This window comes from Janthinobacterium lividum (assembly GCF_034424625.1).
Classification (GTDB): Bacteria; Pseudomonadota; Gammaproteobacteria; order Burkholderiales; family Burkholderiaceae_D; genus Janthinobacterium; species Janthinobacterium lividum.
In genome coordinates, this window is record NZ_CP139976.1 from 2,215,435 (window position 1) to 2,241,040 (window position 25,606).

A 25,606-nucleotide genomic window follows, 5' to 3' on the forward strand; every position below is an offset into this window, starting at 1 on the left:
CGGGCGTTTGGCCGCAGAGGGGAGGGGGCGCATGATAAAATTTGTGGTCTTCAACATGGACGCTAGCCTGACTTGGCCTTCTAGGCCAAGGGATAACGATTATAGCGACGCCAGGCGCCTTTTCGATACAAATTGATATCGGACGGGCCAAATGGCAACGATAATGACAACGACAGCCACAGCGAAAGAACTTGTTTTGAAAGCATCCGAATTGACCCCGAATGAATTGCCCGTGAACGAATTGACGCCGAAGATTCCCGCCCGCCTGGTGATCGCCACGCGCGAGAGCCGTCTTGCCATGTGGCAAGCTGAACACGTGCGCGCCCGTTTGGCTGCCCTGTATCCGCAGTGTAGCGTTGAAATTCTCGGCATGACCACACGCGGCGACCAGATTCTGGACCGCGCCCTGTCCAAGGTAGGCGGCAAGGGCCTGTTCGTCAAGGAGCTGGAAGTGGCGATGGAAGAAGGCCGCGCCGACCTGGCCGTGCATTCGCTGAAAGACGTGCCGATGGAATTGCCGGAAGGCTTTGCCCTGGCTGCCATCCTCGAGCGCGAAGACCCGCGCGATGCGTTCGTCTCGAACGATTACGCCAGCCTGGCCGACTTGCCGCATGGCGCCGTCGTCGGCACCAGCAGCCTGCGCCGCCAGTCGCTGATCGCCGCGCGCTATCCGCACCTGACGATTTTACCGCTGCGCGGCAACCTCGATACGCGTTTGGGTAAGCTGGACCGTGGCGACTACGCCGCCATCATCCTGGCCGCCGCCGGCTTGAAACGCCTGGGCCTGGCGTCGCGCATCCGCGCCGTGCTGGCGCCGGAAGACAGCCTGCCGGCCGCCGGCCAGGGCGCCATGGCGATCGAAATCCGCAGCGGGCGCGCCGACGGCGCCGACCTGGTGCGCCTGCTGGCGCCGCTGAACCACACCGATACGGCGCAAGCCGTCACGGCCGAGCGCAAGGTGTCGAAGATCTTCGGCGGCAGCTGCCAGATTCCGCTGGCCGCGTTCGCGACAGTCGACGGTGGCAACATGCGCTTGCGCGCCATGGTCGCCACGCCGGATGGCGCGCGCATGGCCAGCGCCGACGTCAGTGGCCCGGCCGGTGCGCCGGAACAGCTGGGCGAGCAGGTGGCCGAACTGCTGCGCGGGCAAGATGCCGCCGGCATCCTCGCCTCGTGCGCCGTCACACCCGACAACCATGAAGGCCTGGCGCCGCATGCCTGACACCGTGGTGATCACGCGGCCCGCGGCGCAAGCGGGGCCGCTGGCCGCCAAAATCGCGGCGCTGGGCTTGCCCGTGCAACTGCTGCCGCTGCTGGAAATCCACGCGCTTGACGGCGCAGAGGAATGCGCGCAGCTGCAAGCCGTGCTGGCGCGCCTGGCCGAATATGACCTGGTGGCGTTCGTCTCGCCCAACGCCATCGACTGCGTCTTTGCGCACTTGCCCGCCTGGCCGCCAGGCCTGCCGCTGGCCGTGGTGGGCGAGGGCAGCAGGATGGCATTGGGGGCGCATGGCGTCACGGATGCGAATGCCAGCATCACGAGTCCGCTCGATACGGCGCGCAGCGATTCCGAACATCTGTTGCTGGCGCTGGACTTGCCGGCCCTGCGCGGCAAGCGCGTGCTGATCGTGCGCGGCGATGGCGGACGCGATTATCTGGCCGACGGCTTGCGCGCCGCGGGCGCCGCAGTCGAGTTCGTCACGGCCTACCGCCGCAAGGTGCCGAAGCTGACGCCGGCCTTGCGGGCGACCCTGGAAAATCTGTTGCAGCATAATAATGACTGGATCATCACCAGCTCGGAAGCGCTGCGCGGTCTGCTGGCGCTGCTGGGCGAAATGGATGCTGAAAAGACAGTTGTTGTGAAAATGCAACAGCAGCATCTGATCGTGCCGCACGCCCGCATTGCACAAACGGCGGCGGCCCTGGGTTTTGCCCGTGTCACCTTGACAGGATCAGGCGACGCAGGAGTGCTCGCCGCGTTACAATCACGACCATGAACGAAATGCCTACACTCTCCGAACCGAATGCAACGCCTGGCAGCGCCGTGAAGACGGCGCCGCAGGCGGCCGACCAACCTGCCGGCCGCGCGCCGACCCTGCTCGAACAGCTGCAAAAGCCCATGAGCATCGCCGTCATCGTACTGGCCGTGCTGCTGGCTGCGCAAAGCTGGTCGACCAGCAAGCAGATCCGCAACCTGCGCGAAGAAGTGGCCAAGCGCCTGCAAAAGGGCGATGTCAGCAATGCCGAAACGGGCGTGCTGGCGCGCAACGTGCAAGAAGGCACGAAAGAGCTGGAAATCAAGGTGGGCGCGCTGGAAAACCGCCAGAGCGAAACGCAAAGCCAGCAGCTGGCGCTGGAGCAACTGTACAACGACTTGTCGAAGAACCGCGACGAGTGGGCGCTGACGGAAATCGAGCAAGTGCTGTCGACGGCCAGCCAGCAGCTGCAGCTGGCCGGCAACGTGCCCGGCGCGCTGATCGCCCTGCAAAACGCGGACCGTAGCCTGTCGCGTTCCGACAAGCCGCAATTCATCACCATCCGCCGCGCCATCGGGCGCGACATGGAAAAGCTCAAGGCCCTGCCCAGCGTCGATTCGACGGGCGTGGCCCTGCGCCTCGATGCCGTGATCGCCCAGGTCGACTCCCTGCCGATGCTGTCCGACGAAACGCCGGCCTTGCCGGCCGCGCCGGAAAAACCGGGCAAGGCCAAGCCCGTGCGCGATGCGAGCGGCAAGCTGATGGGACCGCCTGCGCCGGAACCGCTGCTGCAAAAAGTGCGCGACGGCTGGAATACCTGGAGCGGCGACATGTGGGCCGACGTGCGTCAATTGATCCGCATCCGCCGCGTCGATACGCCGGAAGCGCTGATGCTGTCGCCGACGCAATCGTATTTCTTGCGTGAAAACGTCAAGCTGCGCCTGCTCAATGCCCGCATGGCCTTGTTGTCGCGCAATGAAACGGCCTTCCGCAACGACTTGATCGCGGCGCAGGATGCTCTGGCCAAGTATTTCGATACCCGCGCCAAGAGCACGCAGACGGCGCAAGCCCTGCTGCGCCAGGTGCAGGGCAGCAACCTGGCCATCGAGATGCCAACCTTGTCCGACAGCCTGACGGCTGTGCGCAACTACAAAGCGAAGTCCTGAGCCCATGCGTCTATTTCTCTGGTTACTCGCCCTGATGGCCGCGGCGATCGGTATCGCCGTGACGGCCCGTTTCAATCCCGGCAACGTGGTGCTGTTCTATCCGCCGTACCGCATCGACTTGTCGCTGAACTTTTTCCTGCTGCTGCAGGTCGTGCTGTTCGTGCTGCTGTACCTGCTGGTGCGCGCCGTGCGCGCCACCGTGCGCATGCCGGCGCAAGTGGCGGCCTATCGCCAGCGCAAGCGTGAGCGCGACGGCAACAAGGGCTTGCGCGAAGCCTTGAAAGCCCTGTTCGAAGGCCGTTTCGGCCATGCCGAGAAGGCTGCCTTGCGCGCCGCCGAGCTGGAAGAAAACGCCGGCCTGGCCGCGCTGATCGGCGCGCGCGCCGCGCACCGCATGCGCCAGTCCGAACGCCGCGACAGTTGGCTGTCGCGTGTCGAAGGCGATGCCAGCCTGAAGACAGCGCGGCTGATGACGGTGACGGAATTGCTGGTCGACGACCACCAGCCGGAAGCGGCCCTGGCCGCCGTGCGCGAACTCAATGCCAGCGGTACGCGCCATATCCACGCGCTGCAATGGTCGCTGAAAGCCGAGCAGCAGGCGAAGAACTGGCCGGAAGTGCTGCGCCTCGTGCGTTCGCTCGACAAGCACCGCGCCCTGCATCCGGCCCTGTCGTCGCGCCTGCGCGAACTGGCTTACGACCATTTGCTGTCCGACCCGTCGCATGACGCCGAATCGCTGATGCGCGTGTGGTCCACCGTGCCGAGCGCGGACCGGGTCAAGCCGTATATCGCCTGCCGCGCCGCCACGGCCCTGAATGCGCGCGGCCTGCACGACGAAGCGCGCCTCGTGTGCGAAGAGTCGCTGGCCGCCGACTGGGACGAGCGCGTCGTGCGCGCCTACCGCGAAGCGGCGGCGCCGAGCGGCACGCCGGCCCTGCTGCTGCAGATCGAGCATTGCGAGCAATGGATGAAACAGCGTCCGCTGGATGCGGAACTGGCGCTGACCCTGGGCACCCTGTGCCTCAAGCAAAAACTGTGGGGCAAGGCCCAGCGCCATCTGGAGCAGGCCTTGTCGGATGCGAACGAGCCGCAGATGGTGCGCGACGCCCACCTGAAGCTGGCGCAGATGCACGACGCCTTGCAGCAGACGGAACAGGCTGCAGCGCATTACCGGCAGTGCGCGCTGGCGACCATCCTGTAAGCCTTGCAGATCATTTCCTCGGACGTAAAAAAGCCGTTCAGTGCAGACTGAACGGCTTTTTCTTTGTGCGCACCCCATGGCGGAGTGCGCTGCTACCTGGCTAACTTACTTCTTCGGTGCCGCAGTGCCTTCCGGCAAGGCATATGCGACCAGGGTGTCGCTCATCTTCGTGCCCAGCGAACCGTGGCCGCCGGCCATGACGACGACGAACTGGCGTCCAGACTTGTTCGACACGTAGCTCATCGGCGTAGCCTGGCCGCCGGCCGGCAGGCGGGCTTTCCAGATTACTTTACCGTTGCTGACGTCGTAGCCGCGGATGTAATAGTCGAGCGTGCTGCTGAGGAAGGTCACGCCGCCACCGGTGGTGACCATGCCTCCCAGGCTGGGCACGCCCAGTGGCAGCGGAATCGGCACGGGGCCGCTGTCGCGCGTGGTGCCGTTCTTGTGCATCCACACTTTTTTCATGGTGCGCAGGTCGACGGCGGCCACATAGCCCCACGGCGGTGCCTGGCATGGGAAGCCCAGCGGCGACAGGAATGCCTTGATTTCCACGGCGAACGGGACGCCCGTCTGCGGCTGCAAGCCCATTTCGCCGCCCGTGCCACCCTTGGCCGTCGTTTCCGCGCGCGGCACGAGTTTTTCCAGGAAGCCCATGTAGTCAGGGTTGACGATCAACAACTGGCGCACGGGGTCGATGGCCGCGCCACCCCATTCGAAGATGCCGAGCGGGCCCGGCGAGATGACGGCGCCCTTGCCGGCCGTTTGCGGCGTGAACGGGCCTTCATAGCGGCGTTCCTTGAAGATGATGCGGCAAGCGAGCTGGTCGAACGGCGTGGTGCCCCACATGTCCGCTTCGCTGATATTGCGCTCAGGCAAGAAGGTCAGGGCCGAGAACGGCTGCGTGGGCGACAGGGTGTCGCCAGCGGCTGGATTGCTCGTCGGCACGGGTTTTTCCGGCGCCGGCACGACCAGGCTGCCGTCGCGGCGGTCGATCACATAGATGTCGCCCCGTTTTGTCGTGGCCACGACGGAAGGCACCTTGCCTTTGGGCGTGTCGATGTCGACCAGCGACGGCTGGCCGCCGATATCCATGTCCCAGATATCGTGGTGGACGGTCTGGTAGACCCAGCGTACCTTACCCGTCGCCAGGTCCAGTGCGACGATGGCGCTGTTGAATTTCTCGCCATTCTTGTTGCGGTTGCCGCCCCAGGTGTCGGGGGTTTCATTGCCCATCGGGATGTACACCATGCCCAGCTTTTCATCGATGCTGGCCACGCCCCACGAATTGGGCGAGTTGTTGGTGTAGTTCTTGCCTTCAGGGAAGGGGGCCGTATCTTCCGGCGTGGCCGGGTCCCAGTTCCACATCAGCTTGCCGGTGACGGGATCGTAGCCGCGGATCACGCCCGATGGCTCTTCCGTCGAATGGTTGTCCGTCACGCTGGCGGCGATCACGGCCATTTTCTGCGAGACGGCCGGCGGCGATGTTGGCATCAGGAAACCGCGCTTGATCATGGCCATGTTTTTATACAGGTTGACGACGCCGTTGTTGCCAAAGCTCTTGCACGACTCGCCCGTATCGGCATTGACGGCGATCATGGTGCCGTCCATGGTCGGCGCCAGGATGCGGCGCGGGCATTCCATGTCGGCAGCTTCAGGGGCGGGATTGTTCTTCGCGCGGCCCGCGTTGACGTCCCAGTACGCCACGCCACGGCAGATCATGTGCTGGTAGCTGGCAGCATCGCGGTTGATCTTCGGATCGTGGCGCCAGATTTCCTTGCCCGTGTCCGGGTTCAGGGCGATGACGATATTGTGCGGCGTGCACAGGTACAGCATGTCATTGACCTTCAGCGGCGTGACTTCGTTGGCGATCTCGCCCGGGTCGTTCGGTCCCTTGAAGTCGCCCGTGTGGTAGGTCCAGGCCTCTTTCAAGCCGGAAATATTCGCCGGCGTGATCTGCGCGGCGGGTGCGTAGCGGTCGCCATAGCCGGAGCGGCCATACGCGGACCAGTCGTTGTGCTCGACGCCGGGCGACAGATCGCCGCTGGCGGTGGCGGCCATGTTTTCGGCTGGCACGTCGCCATGCAGGTCATGGTAATCCTGGAACAGGGCGATGACGCCGGCGATGACGGTCAAGGCCACGGCGGCGGAGAGGGCCGTCTTGCCCGCCTGCCCCTGTTTTGCCGCGGCCGGTGGCGCCAGGCGGCGGCTGACGAAGGGCAGCAGCAGCCAGACGGCGGCGGCAAACCAGATGTCTAGGCGCGGCAGCAATTGCCACCAGTCGAATTTCACTTCAATGACGGACCAGATCAGGGTGGCGAGCAGCAGCAGCGCCATGAACGGTTGCGCGCTGCGCTTGCCCTGGAATACCAGCGCGCCGGCGATCAGCATGCCTATACCGGCCAGCAAGTAGTACCAGGAGCCGCCAAGCGTGGCCAGCCAGATGCCGCCGCCCAGCAGGGCGAGGCCGAACAGAATGAAAATAACGCCGGTGACCTTTAATAAAGGACCGGGCCGGAAAGAGGGAATCATCATATTCCTTTTTGCAAGGATTTATCGGTGGCGCGTGATGCGTCATATTGAATTCAGGGAAGGCGTCGATTGCAGAATATACAAAGTTTGGAATCACCAGAATGTTATAGTTTATCAGAATTGATGATTTTCTTCTGGTAGTGCCATTTTTTGGCGGGATCGCCATTTGAATCAAATAAACGCTTCAAATAAGCGCAAATATTATGCTGGAAGGGGGAGTTTCGGGGCTGGGAGTGTGATCGGTGAAGCATGTTGAGGCGATCGCGTCATCATGTGCCTGCATCGCAGGGAGAATAAGGCTGAAACAGTTGTTATAAGTGGCTGCAATAAATGCAATGAAAATTATAATAACCATGTCTATCGTGTGGTGATATTGAAATGAAAATATGAAGATATTCAAGGTATTAACTCAGGATTGACGGTAGTAATGCTTAAATGTTTCTACTTATTATGTCCGGCAACTCGTTTATTCTTTCGCCGGCAGGCTGCGGGGGCCGGCGGGCCATGCATGCCACTGTTGCTGGCGGGACGCGCAAATCGCCGGCGGGCCGCTGCTGCATCGCACAAGCTGCCTGTACTTCGCTATAATTACGCGGTTAAAACACAATCCGCTAATGAGGAACCCCATGAGTTTGAATAACGTCTCTTCCGGCCGCGACCTGCCGAACGATTTCAACGTCGTCATCGAAATCCCGATGAACGCCGATCCGATCAAGTACGAAGTCGACAAGGAAAGCGGCGCGATTTTCGTCGATCGCTTCATGGGTACCGCCATGCATTACCCGTGCAACTACGGCTACGTGCCGAACACCCTGTCGCCGGACGGCGACCCGGTCGACGTGCTGGTCATCACCCCGTTCCCGCTGATCCCGGGCGTGGTCGTGCGCTGCCGTCCTATCGGCGTGCTGAAAATGACCGACGAGTCGGGCGAAGACGCGAAAGTGCTGGCCGTGCCAGTCGACAAGGTCCTGTCGATCTACAGCCACTGGCAAAAGCCGGAAGACTTGAACGAACTGCGTTTGCGCCAGATCCAGCATTTCTTTGAACACTACAAAGATCTGGAAAAAGGCAAATGGGTCAAGATCGACGGCTGGTATGGTCCTGAAGTGGCCAAGGAAGAAATCCTGAACGGCGTCGCCGCGTTCAAGGCTGATGCCGCCAAAGCATAAGAACACCCAGTAAAAAAACGCTCCCCGCCAGCGATGGTCGGGAGCGTTTTTTTATGCGCGAAACGGGCTGTGCTCGTTCAATTCATCGAGGTAGGCATCGATGCCGCCCCGTTCGCGCTCGAGGAAGCGCTGCACGGCGTCCGCAAAGGCCGGGTGTGCCAGCCAGTGGGCGGACCAGGTCTTTTGCGGCAGGAAGCCGCGCGCCATCTTGTGCTCGCCCTGCGCGCCCCCTTCGAAGGTGGCGATGCCGTTGGCGATGCAAAACTCCAGCGGCTGGTAATACGCCGTCTCGAAATGCAGGCAGGGCACGTGTTCGAGCGCGCCCCAGTAGCGGCCGTACAGGGTGTCGGCCGTGTGGATCACCAGCGAGGCGGCAATGGCCCGGCCTTCGCGCTCGGCGATGACCAATAGAATGTTCTGCGGCATGCTGGCGCCTATGCGCCGGAAGAAGTCCAGGCTCAGATAAGGCGACGAGCGGTGTTCCGCATAGGTATTGCTGTAGCAGCGGTGGAACAGCTTCCAGTCGGCCTCAACAGCATCCACGCCCCGCACCTGGCGCATGGTGACGCCCGCTTCCCGCACCTTGCGCCGCTCGGCGCGGATATTCTTGCGCTTCTTGTGTTCCAGCGTGGCGAGGAATTGCTCGAAATCCGTGTAGCCGGGATTGAGCCAGTGAAACTGCACGCCACTACGCATCAGATAGCCAGCTTGCGCCAGCTGGCGTGCCTCGCTTTCCGGCGGGAACAGGATGTGGCAGGACGACACCTCGCTGGCTTGCTGCTGGGCCTGCAGGAAGGCCAGCAGGGCCGCGCGCGCCTCGCCATCGCGGGCCAGCAAGCGCGTGCCGCTCACGGGCGTAAACGGTATCGCGGACAACAGTTTCGGGTAATATTCGAGACCATGTTGCTGATAGGCCTCGGCCCAGGCCCAGTCGAACACGTACTCGCCATACGAGTGCATTTTCAGGTACAGGGGCAGGGCGGCGGCCAGCACATCGCCTTGCCACAGCACCAGGTAATTCGGCTGCCAGCCCGTGTCCGCGCTGGCGCAGCCGGACTCGTGCAGCGCGTGCAAAAAGGCGTAGGAAAGGAAGGGAGTGGCGTCCGCCTGGCTTGCCAGCAGTTCAGACCAGGCCGCTTCGCCAATTTCAGCCAGGGTAGTGACGATAGCCGTGCGATAATTCATTGTTGTAGTGTGCATTCATCACTCTCGGGGCGCCGCCATCGGCCCGCGCGCCCCTGTCTTGTTTAATAGAACGAAAATATCCATCATCATCATGACAGTCAAAGTCGCAATTGCTCAAATGAATAGTACGGTCGGCGATCTGGCCGGCAACCGTGCCAAGATCTTCGATCTTTCCCGCCGCGCCTTTGAGGCGGGCGCCGATATCGTGCTCACGCCGGAACTGTCGCTGGTCGGCTATCCACCCGAGGACCTGTTGCTGCGCAATGCATTCTACGCAAAAACGCAGGAAGCGTTTGCGGGACTGGCTACCGACCTGGCCCAGTTCAAGGATTTGCACGTGGTGGTGGGATTGCCCCTGCAAGACGAGAAGGGTGTGCGCCACAATGCCGCCTCCGTCTTGCTGAACGGCGAAGTGCTGGGCACCTACCGCAAGCACGATTTGCCGAATACGACCGTGTTCGATGAAAAGCGTTACTTTACGTCGTCCGACCAGGCTTTCGTGTTTGGCGTGAAGGGCGTGCGTTTCGGCATCAATATCTGCGAAGACACGTGGTTCGAGCATGCGCCGATGCGCGCCCGCGCGGCCGGCGCGCAAGTGCTGCTGGTGCCGAACGGCTCGCCCTACCACATGAACAAGCAGCATCTGCGCTATGAAACCATGCGCAGGAACGTCAGCGCGCAAGGCATGGCCCTCGTGTACGCCAACCTGGTCGGCGGCCAGGATGAGCTGATCTTCGACGGCGACTCGTTTGTCATGGATGCGGCCGGCACTATCTGCGCCCAGCTGCGCCATTTCGAGGAAGACTTGCAGGTCGTCGACTTCGATGGCGCCACGCCCGTGCCGCAAGCGCTGGCCGCGCCATTGACCACCGAGGCGCAGGTGTACCAGGCGCTGGTGCTGGGCGTGCGCGACTATATCGGCAAGAACGGCTTCCCCGGCGTGCTGATCGGCATGTCGGGCGGCGTCGATTCCGCCCTGACCCTGGCCATCGCTGTCGATGCGCTGGGTGCCGACAAGGTGCGCGCCGTCATGATGCCGTCGCAATTTACGGCCGATATCTCGTGGATCGATTCGCGCGACATGGTAAAACGCCTCAATGTGCGCTACGATGAAATTCCGATCAAGCAAACCTTCGACGCTTTCCGCGCCACCCTGGCTGACGAGTTCGCCGGACTGGCGGAAGACGCGACGGAAGAAAACATCCAGGCGCGCATCCGCGGCACCTTGCTGATGGCCCTGTCGAACAAGCATGGCAGCATCGTGCTAACGACCGGCAACAAGAGCGAGATGGCCGTCGGTTATTGCACCCTGTATGGCGATATGGCGGGCGGCTTTGCCGTCATCAAGGATATCGCCAAGACCCTGGTGTACCGCCTGTGCGCGTGGCGCAACAGCGTGTCGGACGTGATTCCCGAGCGCATCCTGACGCGCGGACCGTCGGCCGAGCTGCGCGCCGACCAGCTGGACCAGGATTCCTTGCCGCCATATGACGTGCTCGACGGCATCATGCAGTTGTACATGGAAGAAAACCGGCCGATCGCCGAGATTATCGAGGCTGGCTACCCGCCGGCCGATGTGGCCCGGGTCACGCGCCTGATCAAGATCAATGAATACAAGCGGCGCCAGTCGCCGGTGGGCATCCGCGTCACGCACCGTGGCTTCGGCCGCGACTGGCGTTACCCCATCACGTCGAAGTTTTACGAATAAGCAGCCATCTGTCCACAATCCAACAATTTTAAGGAGTAGCCATGAAACAGATTACCGCCATCATCAAACCATTCAAGCTCGACGAAGTGCGCGAGGCCCTGGCCGATGTGAACGTGACGGGCTTGACCGTGACGGAAGTGAAGGGCTTTGGCCGCCAGAAGGGGCATACCGAGCTGTACCGTGGCGCTGAGTATGTGGTCGACTTCTTGCCGAAAGTCAAAGTCGAAGTGGTGGTGGACGACAGCGTGTCGGAACTGGTGGTCGACGCCATCATCAAGGCGGCCCGCACGGGCAAGATTGGCGATGGCAAGATCTTCGTGCGCGACGTGGAGCAGGTGATCCGTATCCGTACGGGCGAGACAGGTCCCGACGCCGTTTAAGTTTTTTTGCTGGGGTAACACCTACAATGTTGTCGGATGACGGCTCTTTGAGCCTGATCCGACCTACGCGATTCATCGCGCATCATTGCAGGCCGTAGGTCGGATTAGCGCGTGCGCGTAATCCGACATGAGTTGCGAATAATATTGCTGGATTACGCCCCGGCGCGGTTCAGCGCCCCAGCCGCATGTCGAATTTCCAGCATATCAGGCGCAGAATCGTGATGCCGCTGGCGCTGGTCCACAGCGCAAAGTCGTGCTCGGCGCCGAAGTGCATCTGCAGCAGGTAGGCCCAGCAGCCGAAAAACGCGCAGATGGCGTACGGTTTGCCGTCGCGAAACACCATCGGCACTTCGTTGCAGACGATGTCGCGCATCACGCCGCCAAAAATCCCCGTAATCACCCCCATCATCGAGGCAATAAAAATCGGCATGCCGGCGCGCATGGCTTCGGCCACGCCCGCGATGGCGAACATGCCCAGGCCGATGGCGTCGGCGATGACGATCAGGCGTTCCGAGACGATCTGGCGCAAGTGCTGGATCAGGGGCGCGGCCGTCAGGGCCAGCACGAAGATGAGAATCGCGTATTCCTGGTGCGACACCCAGAACAGGGGGCGCTTGTCGAGCAGGATGTCGCGCAAAGTCCCCCCGCCAAACGCCGTGATGAAGGCCACGACGAACACGCCGACCAGGTCCATGCGCTTGCGCCGCGCTTCGATGAAGCCGGAAAACGCGCCCACCAGGATGGCGATGACCTCAATGATCTTGATCAGCGAGCCAGGCGGCAATTGGGGTGGCATCATGGGTGGAGCGCTTGAGCAGGAAATAATTGTCACAGGTTAACATGACACGGCCCCGAATGGTGACAAACGGGGCCGTGTGCAGTGCGGAACTTGTTATTGAATTGAGATCTTGCTGTCAATGCTAGCGGATGGGCTGCAGTGCGGAAGAAAGCAATACGACCAGTGCGCCATCGCCCCCTTCGGAGCGGCGCGCCTGGCAAAAGGCGATGACTTCATCCTTTTGCACGAGCCAGCTGTGCACCATCGATTTCAAGACCGGTTCCTGGCCTTTCGAGCCAAAACCCTTGCCGTGGATCACGCGCACGCAGCGCAGCTTGCGCCTTGTAGCCTGGTTCAGGAAGGCGCCGATGCCGTCGCGCGCCTCGTCGCGGCGCAAGCCGTGCAAGTCCAGCTCATCCTGCACGGGCCAGTGGCCCTTGCGCATCTTTTTCACCACGTCCGGGCCCACGCCGGGGCGGGCGTAGTTCAGGGCCGGATCGTTTTCCAGGTAGTGGTCGACCTCGAACAAGTCCGACAGCGACTCGCGCAGCACGGCCGCATCGTCTTCTTCCGGCGACAGCTTGCGCGCCGGCTGCTGGGCCGCCATGGCGCCTGCCTTGGGCAGGCTGGGCACGTAGCGGTCCGACTCGGGCAGGCGCTTGACGCCGCCGATGCTGGCCTTGAACAGATTGCTCTCCACGGCCTGCACCTTCACCTGCTGCGCGCGCTCAGCCGCAACTTGCGCGCGCGCATCGGCCTGCTCCTTGAGCTGCTTGCTGACCGCTTTCAGGTCGGCAAAGTCTTTCATCGACGCCATGCGCCGCTTACTCCTGGCCTTCCAGGTAGCGCTGGGCGTCCAGTGCTGCCATGCAACCCGTGCCGGCGCTGGTGATGGCCTGGCGGTAGATGTGGTCTTGCACGTCGCCAGCGGCAAACACGCCCGGCGCGCTGGTGGCGGTGGCCATGCCTTCCAGGCCCGTCTTGGTCTTGATGTAGCCGTTGTGCATTTCCAGTTGGCCTTCGAAGATGCCCGTGTTCGGCTTGTGGCCGATGGCGATGAACACGCCGTGCACGCTCAACGCTTCGACCTTGCCGTCGATGGTCGACTTGATGTTCAGGCCCGTCACGCCGCCTTCGTTGCCCGTCACTTCGTCCAGGGTGTGGTTATATTTCAACACAATCTTGCCTTCGGCAACCTTGGCGTTGAGGCGGTCGATCAAAATCGCTTCGGCGCGGAACTTGTCGCGGCGGTGGATCAGCGTGACTTTATTGGCGATGTTCGACAGGTACAGCGCTTCCTCGACGGCCGTGTTGCCGCCGCCGACGACAGCCACTTCCTGATTGCGGTAGAAGAAACCATCGCAGGTGGCGCAGGCGGACACGCCCTTGCCCATGAATTCCGCTTCCGATGGCAGACCCAGGTATTGCGCGGACGCGCCTGTGGCGATGATCAGCGTGTCGCACGTGTATTCGTGGCTGTCGCCCTTCAGACGGATCGGTTTTTCATTCAGGAAGGTGGTGTGGATGTGGTCAAACACGATTTCCGTATTGAAACGCTCGGCGTGCTGCAACAGGCGCTGCATCAGGTCCGGACCTTGCACGCCCATCGGATCGCCAGGCCAGTTTTCCACGTCGGTGGTGGTCATCAATTGACCGCCTTGTTCCACGCCGGTGACCAGCATCGGGTTCAGGTTGGCGCGGGCGGCGTAGACGGCGGCGCTGTAGCCGGCTGGGCCGGAGCCGAGGATCAAAACGCGGGCGTGTTTGGTAGTGGTCATAATGAGGCTTCTCTATGAGTGGGGTCTATCCGAATTGGGGGCATACGCGCGAAGAACAAGGGCGTATTGCGCTTGTGCAAGCAATCCACGATTATAGACCAAGCCGCCTGTAGCGACGAATCGTGGGGCCGTCCGGGGCATATATGGCTTAGAATACTTCCTTATTATGGGAAATTCCCTTTCAGAAACATTTATCACCTTGCAGCGCTTCCCAGAATGACTAAACCAGCCCAGGCCAATCAAAATAGCTACACCCGAAAACCGGTCGAACGCCGGCCCTTGCCCAACCGGCTGGTGCGGCTGCTGTCCGAGGCGCGCTGGTTCGCGCTGGCCGCGTTTGCCCTGTATTTCGTGCTGATACTGGCCAGCTTCAACAAGCTCGACCCCGGCTGGTCGCACGCCACCAACGTCGACAAGGTGGCCAACCTGGGCGGCAAGCTCGGTGCGACCTTCTCCGATCTGTTGCTGTATATCTTCGGCTTTTCCGCCTGGTGGTGGTGCGTGTGGCTGCTGCGCACGGTGTGGCATGGCTATCGCCGGTTGAGTAAGCGCTTCCTGCTGGAAGAGGAAGAGGTGGAGCGTGAACACCATGTCGAGATGCTGATCCGCATCGTCGGCTTCTCCATCATGCTGATCGGCAGCATGGGCCTGGAATACCTGCGCATGGCAAAGAGCCTGCACGTGCAGCTGCCGCGCGATCCGGGCGGCGTGCTGGGCCAGCTGGTGGGGCACTCGGCCCACGTGGCCTTCGGTTTCACGGGCGCGACCTTGCTGCTGTTGCTGCTGTTCGGCCTGGGTTTCAGTCTGTTCTTCCATGTGTCCTGGCTGCAAGTGGCCGAGCGCATCGGCGGCGCCATCGAAGACGCCTTCAACTGGTTCGTGCTGCGCTACCAGGACCGCGAAGACCGCCGCCAGGGCGAAGTGGCCGCAGTGCGCCGCGACGAGGTGGTGGTGATCGAGCGGGCCAAGCATGTGGAGAAACATGTGGCCGCGCCACCCGTGAAGATCGAGCCGCAGGTTGTGACGGTGGTGAAATCGGAGCGCGTGGAAAAGGAACGCCAGGCGCATCTGTTTGAAACCCCCGGCGATGGCAAGCTGCCGCCGCTGTCCTTGCTCGATGAAGCGCCGCCCGTGGTGGAAACAGTCTCCGTGGAAACCCTGGAGTTTACTAGCCGCCTGATCGAAAAGAAATTGTCCGACTTTGGCGTGGATGCCAAGGTAGTGGCCGCTTACCCCGGCCCGGTGGTGACGCGCTATGAAATCGAGCCGGCAACGGGCGTCAAGGGCAGTCAGATCGTCGGCCTGGCGCGCGACCTGGCCCGTTCGCTGTCCTTGACGTCAATCAGGGTGGTGGAAACCATTCCCGGCAAGAACTACATGGCGCTGGAACTGCCGAATAGTAAACGCCAGATCGTGCGCCTGACGGAAATCCTCGGCTCCAAGGTCTACAACGATGGCGTGTCCAGCCTGACGATTGCGCTGGGCAAGGATATCGCCGGCAAGCCCGTCGTGGCGGATCTGGCCAAGATGCCCCACTTGCTGGTGGCCGGCACCACCGGTTCCGGTAAGTCGGTCGGCATCAATGCGACGATTTTGTCGCTGCTGTACAAATCCGACCCGCTCGACGTGCGCCTGATCCTGATCGATCCGAAGATGCTGGAAATGTCCGTGTATGAAGGCATTCCGCACTTGCTGGCGCCCGTCGTGACGGACATGCGCCAGGCTGGCCATGCGCTGAACTGGGCCGTGAACGAGATGGAACGCCGCTACAAGCTGATGAGCAAGATGGGCGTGCGTAACCTGGCCGGCTATAACGCCAAGATTGCCGACGCGAAAAAGCGCGAAGAACATATCCCGAATCCGTTCAGCCTGACGCCGGATTCGCCGGAGCCTCTGGAAAAACTGCCGACCATCGTCATCATCATCGACGAGCTGGCTGATCTGATGATGGTGGTGGGTAAAAAAGTCGAGGAATTGATCGCGCGTATCGCGCAAAAGGCGCGCGCCGCCGGCTTGCACTTGATTCTGGCCACGCAGCGCCCATCTGTAGACGTGATCACGGGCCTGATCAAGGCAAATATCCCGACGCGTATCGCCTTCCAGGTATCGTCGAAGATCGACTCGCGCACCATTCTCGACCAGATGGGCGCGGAAACCCTGCTGGGCATGGGTGACATGTTGTACATGCCGCCCGGCACCGGCTTGCCGATGCGCGTGCACGGTGCGTTTGTTTCCGATGAGGAAGTCCACCGCGTTGTCAGTCATCTCAAGCTGCAGGGCGAACCGAATTATATCGAGGGCATCCTCGAAGGCGGCACCCTGGAAGGCGACGGCGCCGAAGGCGGCGCGCCGGGCGAGGGCGGCGGCGAGGCCGATGCCCTGTACGACCAGGCGGTGGCGGTGGTGCTGAAAAACCGCCGCGCTTCGATTTCGCTGGTGCAGCGTCATTTGCGCATCGGCTACAACCGCGCCGCCCGTCTGCTTGAGCAGATGGAGCAGAGCGGGGTGGTCTCAACCATGCAATCCAATGGCAACCGGGAAATCCTGGTGCCGGCGGCCAGTAGTGAACAAGGGTAAACAGAATGAAGAACACGACTTTCGCAGCAAAAATGATGATTGGCGCAGCCAGCGTTGCCTGCAGCCTGCTGTTCGCGGCCAGCGCCTCGGCCAGCGCCCTCGAGCAATTCAAGAGCTTTGCGGCCGGCACCAAGTCGGCCAAGGGCGAGTTCGTGCAGCGGCAAGTCAAGAAGGCGGATGCCAGCGGCAAGGCGAAAGTGTCGACGCCGGCCAGCGGCACGTTCGAGTTTGCCCGTCCGGGCAAGTTCATCTGGACGTATCTGAAGCCGTACGAGCAGCTGCTGCAAGCGGACGGCGACAAGCTGTATATCTATGACAAGGACTTGAGCCAGGTGACGGTCAAGAAACTGGGCGACGCGCTCGGCTCCTCGCCAGCCGCCATCCTGTTTGGCAGCAACGACCTGGAAAAGAATTTCACCCTGGCCGAAGCGGGCACGCGCGATGGCCTGGAATGGCTGAAGGCCACGCCGAAAGCCAAGGACACGACGTTTGATGAAATCACCATCGGCTTGCGCAACGGCGTGCCGGAAGCGATGGAATTGCGCGATTCGTTCGGTCAGACGTCGGTGCTGGCATTCAAGAACTTCCAGAAAAATCCGGCGCTTTCGGCCAATCACTTTAAATTTGTCATGCCCAAGGGCGCCGACGTCATTAATAATTAAGACTGTCGCGCCTTGCGTATGAGCCGGCCTCGCAGCAATGCGGGGCTTTTGCATTCTTATTAGGTAACTCATTATGGCGGATCTCTTTTCCACCGCACCGCGCCAGCCGCTGGCTGAAGCCTTGCGGCCGGCCACCCTGAACGAAGTCATCGGCCAGACGCACCTGCTGGGCGTGGGCAAGCCGCTGCGCCTGGCGTTCGAGGCGGGCAAGGCCCACTCGATGATCTTGTGGGGACCGCCCGGCGTGGGCAAGACGACCCTGGCGCGCCTGATGGCGAACGCGTTCGACAGCGAATTCATCGCCCTGTCGGCCGTGTTTGCTGGCGTAAAAGATATCCGTGCAGCCATGGACCAGGCCCGCCACAGCCTGGACCAGTTCGGCAAGCACACCTTGCTGTTCGTCGACGAAATCCACAGATTCAACAAGTCGCAGCAGGACGCCTTGCTGCCTTTCGTCGAATCGGGCCTGGTGACGTTCATTGGCGCCACGACGGAAAACCCCAGCTTTGAAGTGAACTCGGCGCTGCTGTCTCGCGCGCAAGTGTATGTGTTGAAATCTCTCAACGAAGACGAGATGAAGCAGTTGCTGGCCAAGGCGCAAAGCACGGCCCTGACGCACCTGACCTTCGACGAGGCGGCCGCCGACACCCTGATCGGCTACGCGGACGGCGATGCGCGCCGCTTCCTGAATTTGCTGGAACAGGCCGAGACAGCCGCCAGCTCGACGGGCACGACGAAGATCGACGCAGCCTTTGTCGATAATGCGCTGACCCTCAATTCACGCCGCTTCGACAAGGGTGGCGACAATTTCTATGATCAGATTTCCGCCCTGCACAAGTCCGTGCGCGGCTCGAACCCGGACGCGGCCCTGTACTGGTTTTGCCGCATGATCGACGGCGGCGCCGACCCGCGCTACCTGTCGCGGCGCATCGTGCGCATGGCCTGGGAAGACGTCGGCCTGGCCGATCCCCGTGCCTTGACCATGGTCAATGACGCGGCGGAAACGTATGAACGCCTCGGTTCGCCGGAAGGCGAGCTGGCGCTGGGCCAGGCCGTGATTTACCTGGCGATTGCCGCGAAAAGCAATGCCGGCTATAACGCGTTCAATACGGCCATGGCTTTCGTCAAGAAAGATAAATCCAAGGAAGTGCCCGTGCACTTGCGCAATGCGCCGACGAAGCTGATGAAGGAACTGGGCTACGGCCACGCCTACCGCTATGCGCACGACGAGCCGGACGCCTACGCGGCCGGCGAAACCTATTTTCCGGATGGCATGGCGGAACCGGGCTGGTACCAGCCCGTGCCGCGCGGCCTGGAAAGCAAGATCGCCGATAAATTGGCCTGGCTGCGCGAGCTGGACCGCAAAGCGGGAAAACCAGCCGGCAAGGGCTGACGCTACAGGCCCAGCAAGGTAAAACCGTCATCCTGCGGCGCGTAGCCCACCAGCTGGCGCGTCGCCGCGATGGACAGCCGCTTGTAGCGGTTGTCCGACACGCCATGCACGACGTGGTAGCCGGGCGGCACGTCCTCCGCCACGCAGCGGGCCAGCAATTGCACCACGTCCCGTTCGCTGATGAAGGCGGCCACGTCGCGCGCGCTGTGCTGCTGGCCTGGCGCAAAGTTGGCCACATTGGCGATGCGCACGGCGATCGCCGTCATGCCATGCTGGTGCGCGAACGCGGAGGCCACGCCTTCGCCGAAGGCCTTGCTGGCGCCATACATGTTCGCCGGGCGCGCCGGCATGTGCTCATGCACCTGTGCGTCGAGCGGATAGCCTTCGATGGCTTGCGCGCTGCTGGCAAACACGACTCTTTTCACTTTCTTTGCCTGTGCCGCGCGGAAGATGTTGTGCGTGCCGAGGATATTCGGCTGCAGCAGTTGCGCATCGAAATCGGCGCTGGCGTGCGGCACGCCGGCCAGGTGCAGCACCACGTCGATATCGGTGCAGGCGGCCAGGCAGGCGGCATAGTCGGCCACGTCGAGTTGAATGGATGGGCAGGGCGCTTCGGCCAGCTTGCCTGTGTGCAGGTCGGCCAGGCGCAGGGAGAATTCCCCGTGCCGGCTCTTCCAGAAAACGCTGCCGATAACGCCGGCGGCGCCCGTGACGAGGACGCGCAGTGGTGGTGCTTGAGTCATGTATTCCTAATATTCAAGGTGTGAGGCAGTGCCAGGTTCAGCCAGCGCAGCAGGGCGGGGCGGGGTGCGGCAGTCCCATGCACGCGGATGTGTCCGCTGCCCACGGCTTCGACCAGCACCAGGCCGTCATTCGGTATCGTATAGCGTTCGCCGCTGCGCAGCACGCAATCCTCGAACTGGGCGTAGGCCGTGATCCACGCCGTGCCGGACAGGCATTCGATGACCTTGGCATGCGCTTTTTCCAGGCGTAAAGGCCGTTCGCTGCGTAATTTGTGGTCGGTATGCATGGCATCGCTCCTGTTGTGCTGACAGGAACAGCTTAGGCCCTTGCGGTGAACCATGACAGATGCAGGAAAACGAAATTGTCATGAATACAGTGTCCCTTGTCGTAGACTGTGCTTATCAAAAAACTCGGCAACTGTATCTGTGCCGGCGACGCGCGGCAGCCGCATACTGAAAGGATGAACATGAGCGCGCATTTGAATCTGTACGAGCACCTGGCCAACGAGCTGGGCGCCTTGATCGACTCGCGCGTGTTCGCGCCCGGCGACCGCCTGCCGTCGATCCGCCACCTGGCGCAGCAAAAGCGCATCTCCATCAGTACCGTGATGCAAGCCTTGCGCCTGATGGAAGACCGGGGGCAGGTCGATGCGCGGCCCCAGTCCGGCTATTTCGTGCGCCACCGGGCGCCGCGCCGGCCCTGCAGTGCCGACGCCCAGCACCTGAAGGAGCCGGCCTTCGTCGGCATCAACAATCTGTTGATGCGCGTGCTGAAGGACAACGAGACGGCGAATATCGTGCAGCTGGGCACGGCCTGGCCGCCCGACGAGATACTGCCCATCAAGCGCATGCAGCGCACCATCAGCGCCGTGGCGCGGCGCGAACCCGCTTTATTGAGCAAGGTCAGCTGCTACGACGTCAGCGAAGGCAATTTCCTGCGCCAGGTTGCGCGCCGGGCGCTGGACTGGGGCAAGCTGGACCCGCAAGAGATCGTCGTGACAAATTCCTGCACGGAAGCGATCAGCCTGTGCCTGCGCGCTGTCGCCAAGCCGGGCGACACCATCGCCATCGAGTCGGCCACGTATTTCGTGCTGCTGCAGATGATCGAAAGCCTGGGCATGAAGGCGCTGGAAATTCCCACCGACCCGAAGACGGGGCCGTCGCTCGACGCGCTCGAGCTGGCCCTGCGTGCCGGCCTCGTGCAAGCGTGTCTGTTCGTGCCGAACGCAAATAATCCCCTGGGCTGCGTCATGCCGGAAGCAAACAAGAAACGGCTGGCGGGCCTGCTGTCGGAATTCAATATTCCGTTGGTGGAGGACGATGTGTATGGCGACCTGTGCTTTGCACCGCAGCGGCCGTGGCCCGTGAAAGCCTACGATACGAGCGGGAATGTGCTGCTGTGCTCCTCGTTTTCCAAGGCCATCACGCCCGCGTCGCGCGTCGGCTACGTGCTGGCCGGGCGTTTCGCGCAGGAAGTGGCTTTGCTCAAAACCGTGTCGAGCGGTGCCACCAGCCATTTCTTCCAGGCCGTGCTGGCCGATTTTTTGGAAGGCAGCAGCTACGACCAGCAGCTGCGCAAGATGCGGCGCACCCTGGTGCAGCGCATCGCCCGCATGTCCGACGCCGTGGCGGCCAGCTTCCCGGCAGACTGCATGCTGTCCGAGCCGCAGGGCGGTTTCGTGTTGTGGGTGCAGATGCCGCCGCATATCGATGCGCTGGCCCTGCACGGCCAGGCCATCGCGGAAGGCGTGGCGTATATGCCGGGCCAGCTGTTCTCGGCCTCGGGCAAGTTCGGCAATTATCTGCGTCTCAATTGCGGCAATGCGTGGACGCCGCGCATCGAGCAGGCCATTGGCCGCCTGGGGCGTCTGGTCAAGGATGCCTTGTAACTATTCTCTGCGCTTCAGTCCCTGTTTTTCACCGTTCGCTCCCTGTTTTTCGCCGCTGGTCGCAAGCCGGTGGCGTTGTTCGCGGCCGTTGGCTAAAGTACCACCATACCAGCAGCAGTCAACGAAACAAACTAACCAGGAGTAACATCATGAACGCACTGAAAAACATGGAAATCACCTTTGTCGCCGCCGCCATCATCGCCATCGGCGCCAGCTTCGCCACCGCCGGCGCGAATACGCTGGAAGTGAGCGCCAGCAGCACCGTGATCGCCCAGGCTGCCGACAGCACGATGCCTGTCGTTACCGTCAGCGCCCGCCGCCTGACCGCTGCCGAAAAAGCCGCGTTCATTTAAGCAATAAGCTAAGCAGAAAATGTAAAGCGGGTGCGAGTGCCCAGCCATGCCGCCATGACGATGGTTGGCCATGTGCAAAACTCATAAAGAACTGAACGGGTCTTGGTACAATGAGTGCTTTCGATACATCGGCACCGCCATCCACCCATGATAGATATCCAACTTCTCCGTAAAGACATCGCCACCGTCGCAGAACGCCTGGCGACGCGCAAATTCCAGCTCGACGTGGCAGGTTTTAATGCCCTCGAAGCCGAACGCAAGGCGATCCAGACGCGCACCGAAGAGCTGCAAGGCAAGCGCAATGCGCTGTCCAAGCAAATCGGCATGTTGAAAGGCAAGGGGGAAGACACCTCGGCCGTGATGGCGCAAGTGGCCGGCCTGGGCGATGAATTGAAAGCCGATGAAGCGGCCCTGAGCGTAGTGCAAGCCAAGCTGAGCGACTTCATCATGGCCGTGCCGAATTTGCCGCACGAATCGTCGCCTCTGGGTACGGACGAGTCGGGCAACGTGGAAGTGCGCAAGGTCGGCACGCCACGCACTTTTGACTTTGAAGTCAAGGATCACGTCGATGTGGGCGGCCCGCTGGGCCTCGATTTCGAAGTGGCCACCAAGCTGACCGGTTCGCGCTTCTCCGTCATGAAGGGCGGCATCGCCCGCCTGCACCGCGCGCTGGCGCAATTCATGCTCAACACGCACGTGGACGAACATGGCTACACGGAATGCTATACCCCGTACATGGTCAATGCCGACTCGCTGCGCGGCACGGGCCAGCTGCCGAAATTCGAAGCCGACCTGTTCTCGGTGAAAAAAGGCGGCGCGGAAGGCGAGGGCGAGACCTTCTACCTGATCCCGACGTCGGAAGTGTCGCTGACCAATATCGCGCGCGATGAAATCCTCGCGCTGGATCAACTGCCCCTGAAAATGACGGCCCATACGCCATGCTTCCGCTCGGAAGCGGGCAGCTACGGTCGCGACACGCGCGGCATGATCCGCCAGCACCAGTTCGACAAGGTGGAAATGGTCCAAGTGGTGCATCCGGACACGTCGTACCAGGTGCTCGATGAAATGGTCGGCCATGCGGAAACGATCTTGCAACGCCTGGGCCTGCCATACCGCGTGATGTCGCTGTGCACGGGCGACATGGGGTTCGGCGCCACCAAGACCTTCGACCTGGAAGTATGGCTGCCGGCGCAAAACACCTACCGCGAGATTTCGTCCCTGTCGAACTGCGAAGCCTTCCAGGCCCGCCGCATGCAGGCGCGTTTCCGCAACGCCGCCGGCAAGCCGGAACTGGCCCACACCCTGAACGGCTCCGGCCTGGCGGTGGGCCGCACTCTGGTGGCCGTGCTGGAAAATTATCAGCAAGCGGACGGCAGCGTCGAGATCCCGGCCGTGCTGCGCCCATACATGGGTGGCCTGACGCATCTGAAGGCCTAAAATAGTCCTTTTCTTTTCGCCGCGGGCTGCTATAATCTTGCCTTCTCGCAGCAATGCGGGAAAGACCGCAGCAAATGGAGAGGTGGCAGAGTGGTCGAATGTACTTGACTCGAAATCAAGCGTACGTTAAATCGTACCGTGGGTTCGAATCCCACCCTCTCCGCCAGAACAAATAGAGAAAGCTCCCGCAAGGGAGCTTTTTTTATTTGTGGCGGCGGAAAGGAGCAAGGCGCCTGCGCGCCTTGCGCGTGGGATTCGAAGACGAGCGCGTATTCGCGCGAGGCTCCCCGAATCGACCAATTGGTTTTCACGCGTGCGCCAAGGCAGCGTCTACAAAGGCGAGCCGCGCCTTGTACGAGGCTCCCCGAATCGACCAATTGGTTTTTTGGTTTGGCTACCAGCCCTCAGTTGCAAATCGCCAATAAAACCCTACCCAACCCAACAATCCCCATGCTAAAATAGCGCCTCGTTCAAACAGGCACGTCAGTTTGAACGAATAGACCGCAGTAAACGGAGAGGTGGCAGAGTGGTCGAATGTACTTGACTCGAAATCAAGCGTACGTTAAATCGTACCGTGGGTTCGAATCCCACCCTCTCCGCCAGAATACATAAGAGAAGCTCCCGCAAGGGAGCTTTTTTTATACCCGCCACATGTGCAAGCCGCCAGCGCAATAAGGCAGGTAGAAAAAACCGCCCAAAGCGCGCAGCGCAAGGCGTTTTTTCCTCCATTCAGGCTTTGAAAGCCAGCGCTCCCACAAACGCAATCTAATGCACTAGCCTCGCCACCGCAAACGCGACGCCCGACATGGCAATGATCGTCCCCACACACGACAGGATGACAGCCGACTTCGCCTCAGCCACATCGGACTTGGTCGCATAATTGGAGCGCACCACAGCGAGGTCCAGTTTCAAGCCACTGACATCCGTCTTGAGAACGCCGACATCGGTCTTGAGAGCAGCGACATCCGTTTTCAGACCAGCAACATCCACCTTGAGGCCAGTAACATCCGTTTTCAGGCCGGCAACATCCACCTTGATGTCCGCAACATCGGTTTTCAAGTCCGCAACATCGACTTTGATGTCAGTCACATCGGCCTTTACATCCTTTACGTCCAGTTTCACACTGGCCATGTCCTTTCCCGGCGTGTTGACTTGCTCGTCCATGGCGCAATCCTCCGTGCTTGTCACTGCATGCTCCTCGCTTTTTTCACCGCTGTCAAACAGTGTCCCGAGGGTATCGCGCATGGCTTTGCTATTGCTTGCCAGGCGTTGCGCCAGCGCCGTCACGCGCTGCAAGTCGGCCATTCCTTCGCCCTGTAGCTGCTCCGTGGCAGTCTGCAATTCGACGGTGATCTGCTCGCTGAGACTGGCTGCGACCTGTAGCCACGCATCGATCTTGCGCTGGCGTGACTGTTGCGTCAGCGCGCCATGCCGCATTTGCGTATCACTCAGCTTGTGCATGCTGTTCGTGCTGCGTCCTCTTCACGTTGGGGCCGATGCCGCCCACGCTACTCCTCGCCGATAGTGTCCGCCTTGACCCCCCTCAGCCTATGGTAATCTACCGTATCTCCATCCTGTCCCCATACCCAAGCAATGAGCCGATTCTGGAGCAATATCGTCAGCGAGCTGACCCCCTACATCCCGGGCGAGCAACCCAAACTGCCCAACCTGGTCAAACTCAACACCAACGAAAATCCCTACGGTCCGTCGCCGCAGGTGCTCGCCGTATTGCGCGAAGCAGCCAACGACAGCCTGCGCCTCTACCCTGATCCGTCCGCCAGCGAACTGAAGCAAACCCTGGCCGACTACCACGGCTTGAACAGCAATCAAGTGTTCGTCGGCAATGGCTCCGACGAAGTGCTGGCGCTGGCTTTCATGGCCTTGCTCAAGCACGATGCGCCGCTGCTGTTCCCGGACATCAGCTACAGCTTCTATCCCGTGTATTGCAAGCTGTACGGCATCGATTACCGCACGGTGGCGCTCGACGATGCCATGCGCATCCGTCCGGAAGACTACCAGGGGCCGTGCGGCGCCATCATCTTCCCCAATCCTAACGCCCCCACGGGCGTGGACTTGCCGCTGGCCGGCGTGGAAGCCTTGCTGCGCGCCCATCCCGATGCCGTGGTGGTGGTCGATGAAGCGTATGTGGATTTCGGCGGCGAGAGCGCCGTGGCCCTGGTGGCGCGGTATCCGAACTTGCTGGTGGTGCAGACATTCTCGAAATCGCGCTCGCTGGCCGGCTTGCGCGTGGGCTGTGCATTCGGGCATCCGGACTTGATCGAGGCGCTGGAAAGAGTGAAGAACAGTTTCAACTCGTATCCGCTGGACCGGCTGGCGCTGGCCGGGGCCGTCGCATCGCTGCACGACGAAGCGTATTTCCAGCAGACGCGCCAGGCCGTTATTGCCACCCGCGAACAGCTGGCGGCGGACTTGGCGGCGCTGGGCTTCGAGGTACTGCCCTCGGTGGCCAACTTTGTCTTTGCGTGTCATCCGCAGCATGACGCGGCGCAACTGGCCGCCGGCTTGCGTGCCCGCTCCGTGATCGTGCGCCACTTCAATGCGCCGCGCATCAGCCAGTATTTGCGCATCAGCATTGGTAATGTGGGCGAGTGCGCAGCCTTGATGGCGGCGTTGCGCGAGATATTGTCGTGATGGCAGGCCTGGTACGGCTGCCGGCAGCCG

The 25,606-nt window shown here is 61.6% G+C and carries 22 protein-coding genes and 2 tRNA genes; 16 read left to right on the forward strand and 8 right to left on the reverse strand.

What is annotated here, in order from left to right; translation table 11 throughout:
• The first annotated feature begins 196 nt into the window (after nucleotides 1-196).
• The 4 genes from hemC to U0004_RS10130 are packed head-to-tail and all read left to right on the forward strand — an operon-like array spanning nucleotide 197 to nucleotide 4,343.
• Nucleotides 197-1,222 (forward strand): hydroxymethylbilane synthase, encoded by a 1,026-nt coding sequence (gene hemC, locus U0004_RS10115; protein WP_256608692.1) that lies wholly within the window; start codon nucleotides 197-199, stop codon nucleotides 1,220-1,222.
• Complete coding sequence (locus U0004_RS10120) at nucleotides 1,215-1,997, forward strand: uroporphyrinogen-III synthase (RefSeq protein WP_115057609.1); 783 nt, start codon at nucleotides 1,215-1,217, stop codon at nucleotides 1,995-1,997. Before hemC ends, U0004_RS10120 begins: the two co-directional genes overlap by 8 nt.
• A complete protein-coding gene (locus tag U0004_RS10125) occupies nucleotides 1,994-3,142 on the forward strand; it encodes a uroporphyrinogen-III C-methyltransferase (RefSeq protein WP_034786161.1) in 1,149 nt (382 codons plus the stop codon). The genes U0004_RS10120 and U0004_RS10125 overlap by 4 nt, the downstream gene beginning before the upstream one ends.
• 4 nt (nucleotides 3,143-3,146) lie before the next feature.
• Complete coding sequence (locus U0004_RS10130) at nucleotides 3,147-4,343, forward strand: heme biosynthesis protein HemY (protein WP_071653290.1); 1,197 nt, start codon at nucleotides 3,147-3,149, stop codon at nucleotides 4,341-4,343.
• Nucleotides 4,344-4,448: 105 nt separating this feature from the next.
• Here the strand turns inward: U0004_RS10130 and U0004_RS10135 are convergent, their stop codons facing one another.
• Nucleotides 4,449-6,875, reverse strand: a complete 2,427-nt coding sequence (locus U0004_RS10135; protein WP_070254949.1) for a membrane-bound PQQ-dependent dehydrogenase, glucose/quinate/shikimate family — start codon at nucleotides 6,873-6,875, stop codon at nucleotides 4,449-4,451.
• A 623-nt stretch (nucleotides 6,876-7,498) separates the two neighbouring features.
• Between U0004_RS10135 and ppa the strand changes: the two genes are divergently transcribed.
• Nucleotides 7,499-8,041, forward strand: a complete 543-nt coding sequence (gene ppa, locus U0004_RS10140) for an inorganic diphosphatase (RefSeq protein WP_034758697.1) — start codon at nucleotides 7,499-7,501, stop codon at nucleotides 8,039-8,041.
• A 51-nt stretch (nucleotides 8,042-8,092) separates the two neighbouring features.
• On the opposite strand, the gene U0004_RS10145 is transcribed toward ppa, so the two are convergent.
• On the reverse strand, nucleotides 8,093-9,226 hold the full coding sequence (locus U0004_RS10145) for a GNAT family N-acetyltransferase (RefSeq protein WP_070254947.1): 1,134 nt from the start codon (nucleotides 9,224-9,226) through the stop codon (nucleotides 8,093-8,095).
• A gap of 91 nt (nucleotides 9,227-9,317) precedes the next feature.
• On the opposite strand from U0004_RS10145, the gene U0004_RS10150 reads away from it, so the two are divergent.
• Entirely contained in the window at nucleotides 9,318-10,934 is a 1,617-nt protein-coding gene (locus tag U0004_RS10150) for an NAD+ synthase (RefSeq protein ID WP_070254945.1), read from the forward strand.
• A 41-nt stretch (nucleotides 10,935-10,975) separates the two neighbouring features.
• Complete coding sequence (locus tag U0004_RS10155; RefSeq protein WP_034758685.1) at nucleotides 10,976-11,314, forward strand: P-II family nitrogen regulator; 339 nt, start codon at nucleotides 10,976-10,978, stop codon at nucleotides 11,312-11,314.
• A gap of 169 nt (nucleotides 11,315-11,483) precedes the next feature.
• On the opposite strand, the gene U0004_RS10160 is transcribed toward U0004_RS10155, so the two are convergent.
• The 3 genes from U0004_RS10160 to trxB all read right to left on the reverse strand — a co-directional run bounded on the left by U0004_RS10160 (nucleotide 11,484) and on the right by trxB (nucleotide 13,870).
• Nucleotides 11,484-12,113 (reverse strand): trimeric intracellular cation channel family protein, encoded by a 630-nt coding sequence (locus U0004_RS10160; RefSeq protein ID WP_034786156.1) that lies wholly within the window; start codon nucleotides 12,111-12,113, stop codon nucleotides 11,484-11,486.
• 121 nt (nucleotides 12,114-12,234) lie between these two features.
• A complete protein-coding gene (locus U0004_RS10165) occupies nucleotides 12,235-12,909 on the reverse strand; it encodes a Smr/MutS family protein (RefSeq protein ID WP_070254943.1) in 675 nt (224 codons plus the stop codon).
• A 7-nt stretch (nucleotides 12,910-12,916) separates the two neighbouring features.
• On the reverse strand, nucleotides 12,917-13,870 hold the full coding sequence (trxB, locus tag U0004_RS10170; RefSeq protein ID WP_034786153.1) for a thioredoxin-disulfide reductase: 954 nt from the start codon (nucleotides 13,868-13,870) through the stop codon (nucleotides 12,917-12,919).
• Nucleotides 13,871-14,086: 216 nt separating this feature from the next.
• Between trxB and U0004_RS10175 the strand changes: the two genes are divergently transcribed.
• The 3 genes from U0004_RS10175 (at nucleotide 14,087) to U0004_RS10185 (ending at nucleotide 18,502) form a co-directional block, all read left to right on the forward strand.
• Nucleotides 14,087-16,447 carry a DNA translocase FtsK gene (locus tag U0004_RS10175; protein WP_034786152.1) on the forward strand — a complete coding sequence of 787 codons (2,361 nt, stop codon included), beginning with the start codon at nucleotides 14,087-14,089 and terminating at the stop codon, nucleotides 16,445-16,447.
• Between the two features lie 5 nt (nucleotides 16,448-16,452).
• Complete coding sequence (gene lolA, locus U0004_RS10180; RefSeq protein ID WP_034786149.1) at nucleotides 16,453-17,109, forward strand: outer membrane lipoprotein chaperone LolA; 657 nt, start codon at nucleotides 16,453-16,455, stop codon at nucleotides 17,107-17,109.
• Between the two features lie 73 nt (nucleotides 17,110-17,182).
• On the forward strand, nucleotides 17,183-18,502 hold the full coding sequence (locus U0004_RS10185; RefSeq protein ID WP_070254941.1) for a replication-associated recombination protein A: 1,320 nt from the start codon (nucleotides 17,183-17,185) through the stop codon (nucleotides 18,500-18,502).
• A gap of 2 nt (nucleotides 18,503-18,504) precedes the next feature.
• Here U0004_RS10185 and U0004_RS10190 read toward each other — a convergent pair whose 3' ends face one another.
• Nucleotides 18,505-19,245 carry an NAD-dependent epimerase/dehydratase family protein gene (locus U0004_RS10190; RefSeq protein WP_070254938.1) on the reverse strand — a complete coding sequence of 247 codons (741 nt, stop codon included), beginning with the start codon at nucleotides 19,243-19,245 and terminating at the stop codon, nucleotides 18,505-18,507.
• On the reverse strand, nucleotides 19,242-19,532 hold the full coding sequence (locus tag U0004_RS10195; RefSeq protein ID WP_070254936.1) for a DUF2917 domain-containing protein: 291 nt from the start codon (nucleotides 19,530-19,532) through the stop codon (nucleotides 19,242-19,244). The genes U0004_RS10190 and U0004_RS10195 overlap by 4 nt, the downstream gene beginning before the upstream one ends.
• Before the next feature lie 180 nt (nucleotides 19,533-19,712).
• Between U0004_RS10195 and U0004_RS10200 the strand changes: the two genes are divergently transcribed.
• From U0004_RS10200 to U0004_RS10220, 5 genes are all read left to right on the forward strand, one after another.
• Entirely contained in the window at nucleotides 19,713-21,134 is a 1,422-nt protein-coding gene (locus U0004_RS10200; RefSeq protein ID WP_070255271.1) for an aminotransferase-like domain-containing protein, read from the forward strand.
• A 149-nt stretch (nucleotides 21,135-21,283) separates the two neighbouring features.
• The gene (locus tag U0004_RS10205; protein ID WP_070254934.1) at nucleotides 21,284-21,487 is read left to right on the forward strand and encodes a hypothetical protein; all 204 of its coding nucleotides are present in this window, start codon (nucleotides 21,284-21,286) and stop codon (nucleotides 21,485-21,487) included.
• A gap of 147 nt (nucleotides 21,488-21,634) precedes the next feature.
• The gene (gene serS, locus U0004_RS10210; RefSeq protein ID WP_070254932.1) at nucleotides 21,635-22,924 is read left to right on the forward strand and encodes a serine--tRNA ligase; all 1,290 of its coding nucleotides are present in this window, start codon (nucleotides 21,635-21,637) and stop codon (nucleotides 22,922-22,924) included.
• Nucleotides 22,925-23,000: 76 nt separating this feature from the next.
• Nucleotides 23,001-23,090, forward strand: a tRNA-Ser gene (locus U0004_RS10215).
• A 346-nt stretch (nucleotides 23,091-23,436) separates the two neighbouring features.
• Nucleotides 23,437-23,526, forward strand: a tRNA-Ser gene (locus U0004_RS10220).
• A gap of 163 nt (nucleotides 23,527-23,689) precedes the next feature.
• Here the strand turns inward: U0004_RS10220 and U0004_RS10225 are convergent.
• The gene (locus U0004_RS10225) at nucleotides 23,690-24,385 is read right to left on the reverse strand and encodes a hypothetical protein (protein ID WP_139144119.1); all 696 of its coding nucleotides are present in this window, start codon (nucleotides 24,383-24,385) and stop codon (nucleotides 23,690-23,692) included.
• 132 nt (nucleotides 24,386-24,517) lie between these two features.
• On the opposite strand from U0004_RS10225, the gene hisC reads away from it, so the two are divergent.
• Nucleotides 24,518-25,576: a histidinol-phosphate transaminase gene (hisC, locus tag U0004_RS10230; RefSeq protein ID WP_070254930.1), complete on the forward strand. Its 1,059-nt coding sequence runs from the start codon at nucleotides 24,518-24,520 to the stop codon at nucleotides 25,574-25,576.
• Nucleotides 25,577-25,606: the final 30 nt, after the last annotated feature.

Excerpts from the sequence above, each read along its gene's own strand:
- U0004_RS10120 (WP_115057609.1), top strand. The coding sequence starts at position 1,215 with ATGCCTGACACCGTGGTGATCACGCGGCCCGCGGCGCAAGCGGGGCCG.
- U0004_RS10125 (WP_034786161.1), top strand. The coding sequence starts at position 1,994 with ATGAACGAAATGCCTACACTCTCCGAACCGAATGCAACGCCTGGCAGC.
- U0004_RS10130 (WP_071653290.1), top strand. The coding sequence starts at position 3,147 with ATGCGTCTATTTCTCTGGTTACTCGCCCTGATGGCCGCGGCGATCGGT.
- U0004_RS10135 (WP_070254949.1), bottom strand. The coding sequence starts at position 6,875 with ATGATGATTCCCTCTTTCCGGCCCGGTCCTTTATTAAAGGTCACCGGC.
- ppa (WP_034758697.1), top strand. The coding sequence starts at position 7,499 with ATGAGTTTGAATAACGTCTCTTCCGGCCGCGACCTGCCGAACGATTTC.
- U0004_RS10145 (WP_070254947.1), bottom strand. The coding sequence starts at position 9,226 with ATGAATTATCGCACGGCTATCGTCACTACCCTGGCTGAAATTGGCGAA.
- U0004_RS10150 (WP_070254945.1), top strand. The coding sequence starts at position 9,318 with ATGACAGTCAAAGTCGCAATTGCTCAAATGAATAGTACGGTCGGCGAT.
- U0004_RS10155 (WP_034758685.1), top strand. The coding sequence starts at position 10,976 with ATGAAACAGATTACCGCCATCATCAAACCATTCAAGCTCGACGAAGTG.
- U0004_RS10160 (WP_034786156.1), bottom strand. The coding sequence starts at position 12,113 with ATGATGCCACCCCAATTGCCGCCTGGCTCGCTGATCAAGATCATTGAG.
- U0004_RS10165 (WP_070254943.1), bottom strand. The coding sequence starts at position 12,909 with ATGGCGTCGATGAAAGACTTTGCCGACCTGAAAGCGGTCAGCAAGCAG.
- trxB (WP_034786153.1), bottom strand. The coding sequence starts at position 13,870 with ATGACCACTACCAAACACGCCCGCGTTTTGATCCTCGGCTCCGGCCCA.
- U0004_RS10175 (WP_034786152.1), top strand. The coding sequence starts at position 14,087 with ATGACTAAACCAGCCCAGGCCAATCAAAATAGCTACACCCGAAAACCG.
- lolA (WP_034786149.1), top strand. The coding sequence starts at position 16,453 with ATGAAGAACACGACTTTCGCAGCAAAAATGATGATTGGCGCAGCCAGC.
- U0004_RS10185 (WP_070254941.1), top strand. The coding sequence starts at position 17,183 with ATGGCGGATCTCTTTTCCACCGCACCGCGCCAGCCGCTGGCTGAAGCC.
- U0004_RS10190 (WP_070254938.1), bottom strand. The coding sequence starts at position 19,245 with ATGACTCAAGCACCACCACTGCGCGTCCTCGTCACGGGCGCCGCCGGC.
- U0004_RS10195 (WP_070254936.1), bottom strand. The coding sequence starts at position 19,532 with ATGCATACCGACCACAAATTACGCAGCGAACGGCCTTTACGCCTGGAA.
- U0004_RS10200 (WP_070255271.1), top strand. The coding sequence starts at position 19,713 with ATGAGCGCGCATTTGAATCTGTACGAGCACCTGGCCAACGAGCTGGGC.
- U0004_RS10205 (WP_070254934.1), top strand. The coding sequence starts at position 21,284 with ATGAACGCACTGAAAAACATGGAAATCACCTTTGTCGCCGCCGCCATC.
- serS (WP_070254932.1), top strand. The coding sequence starts at position 21,635 with ATGATAGATATCCAACTTCTCCGTAAAGACATCGCCACCGTCGCAGAA.
- U0004_RS10225 (WP_139144119.1), bottom strand. The coding sequence starts at position 24,385 with ATGCACAAGCTGAGTGATACGCAAATGCGGCATGGCGCGCTGACGCAA.
- hisC (WP_070254930.1), top strand. The coding sequence starts at position 24,518 with ATGAGCCGATTCTGGAGCAATATCGTCAGCGAGCTGACCCCCTACATC.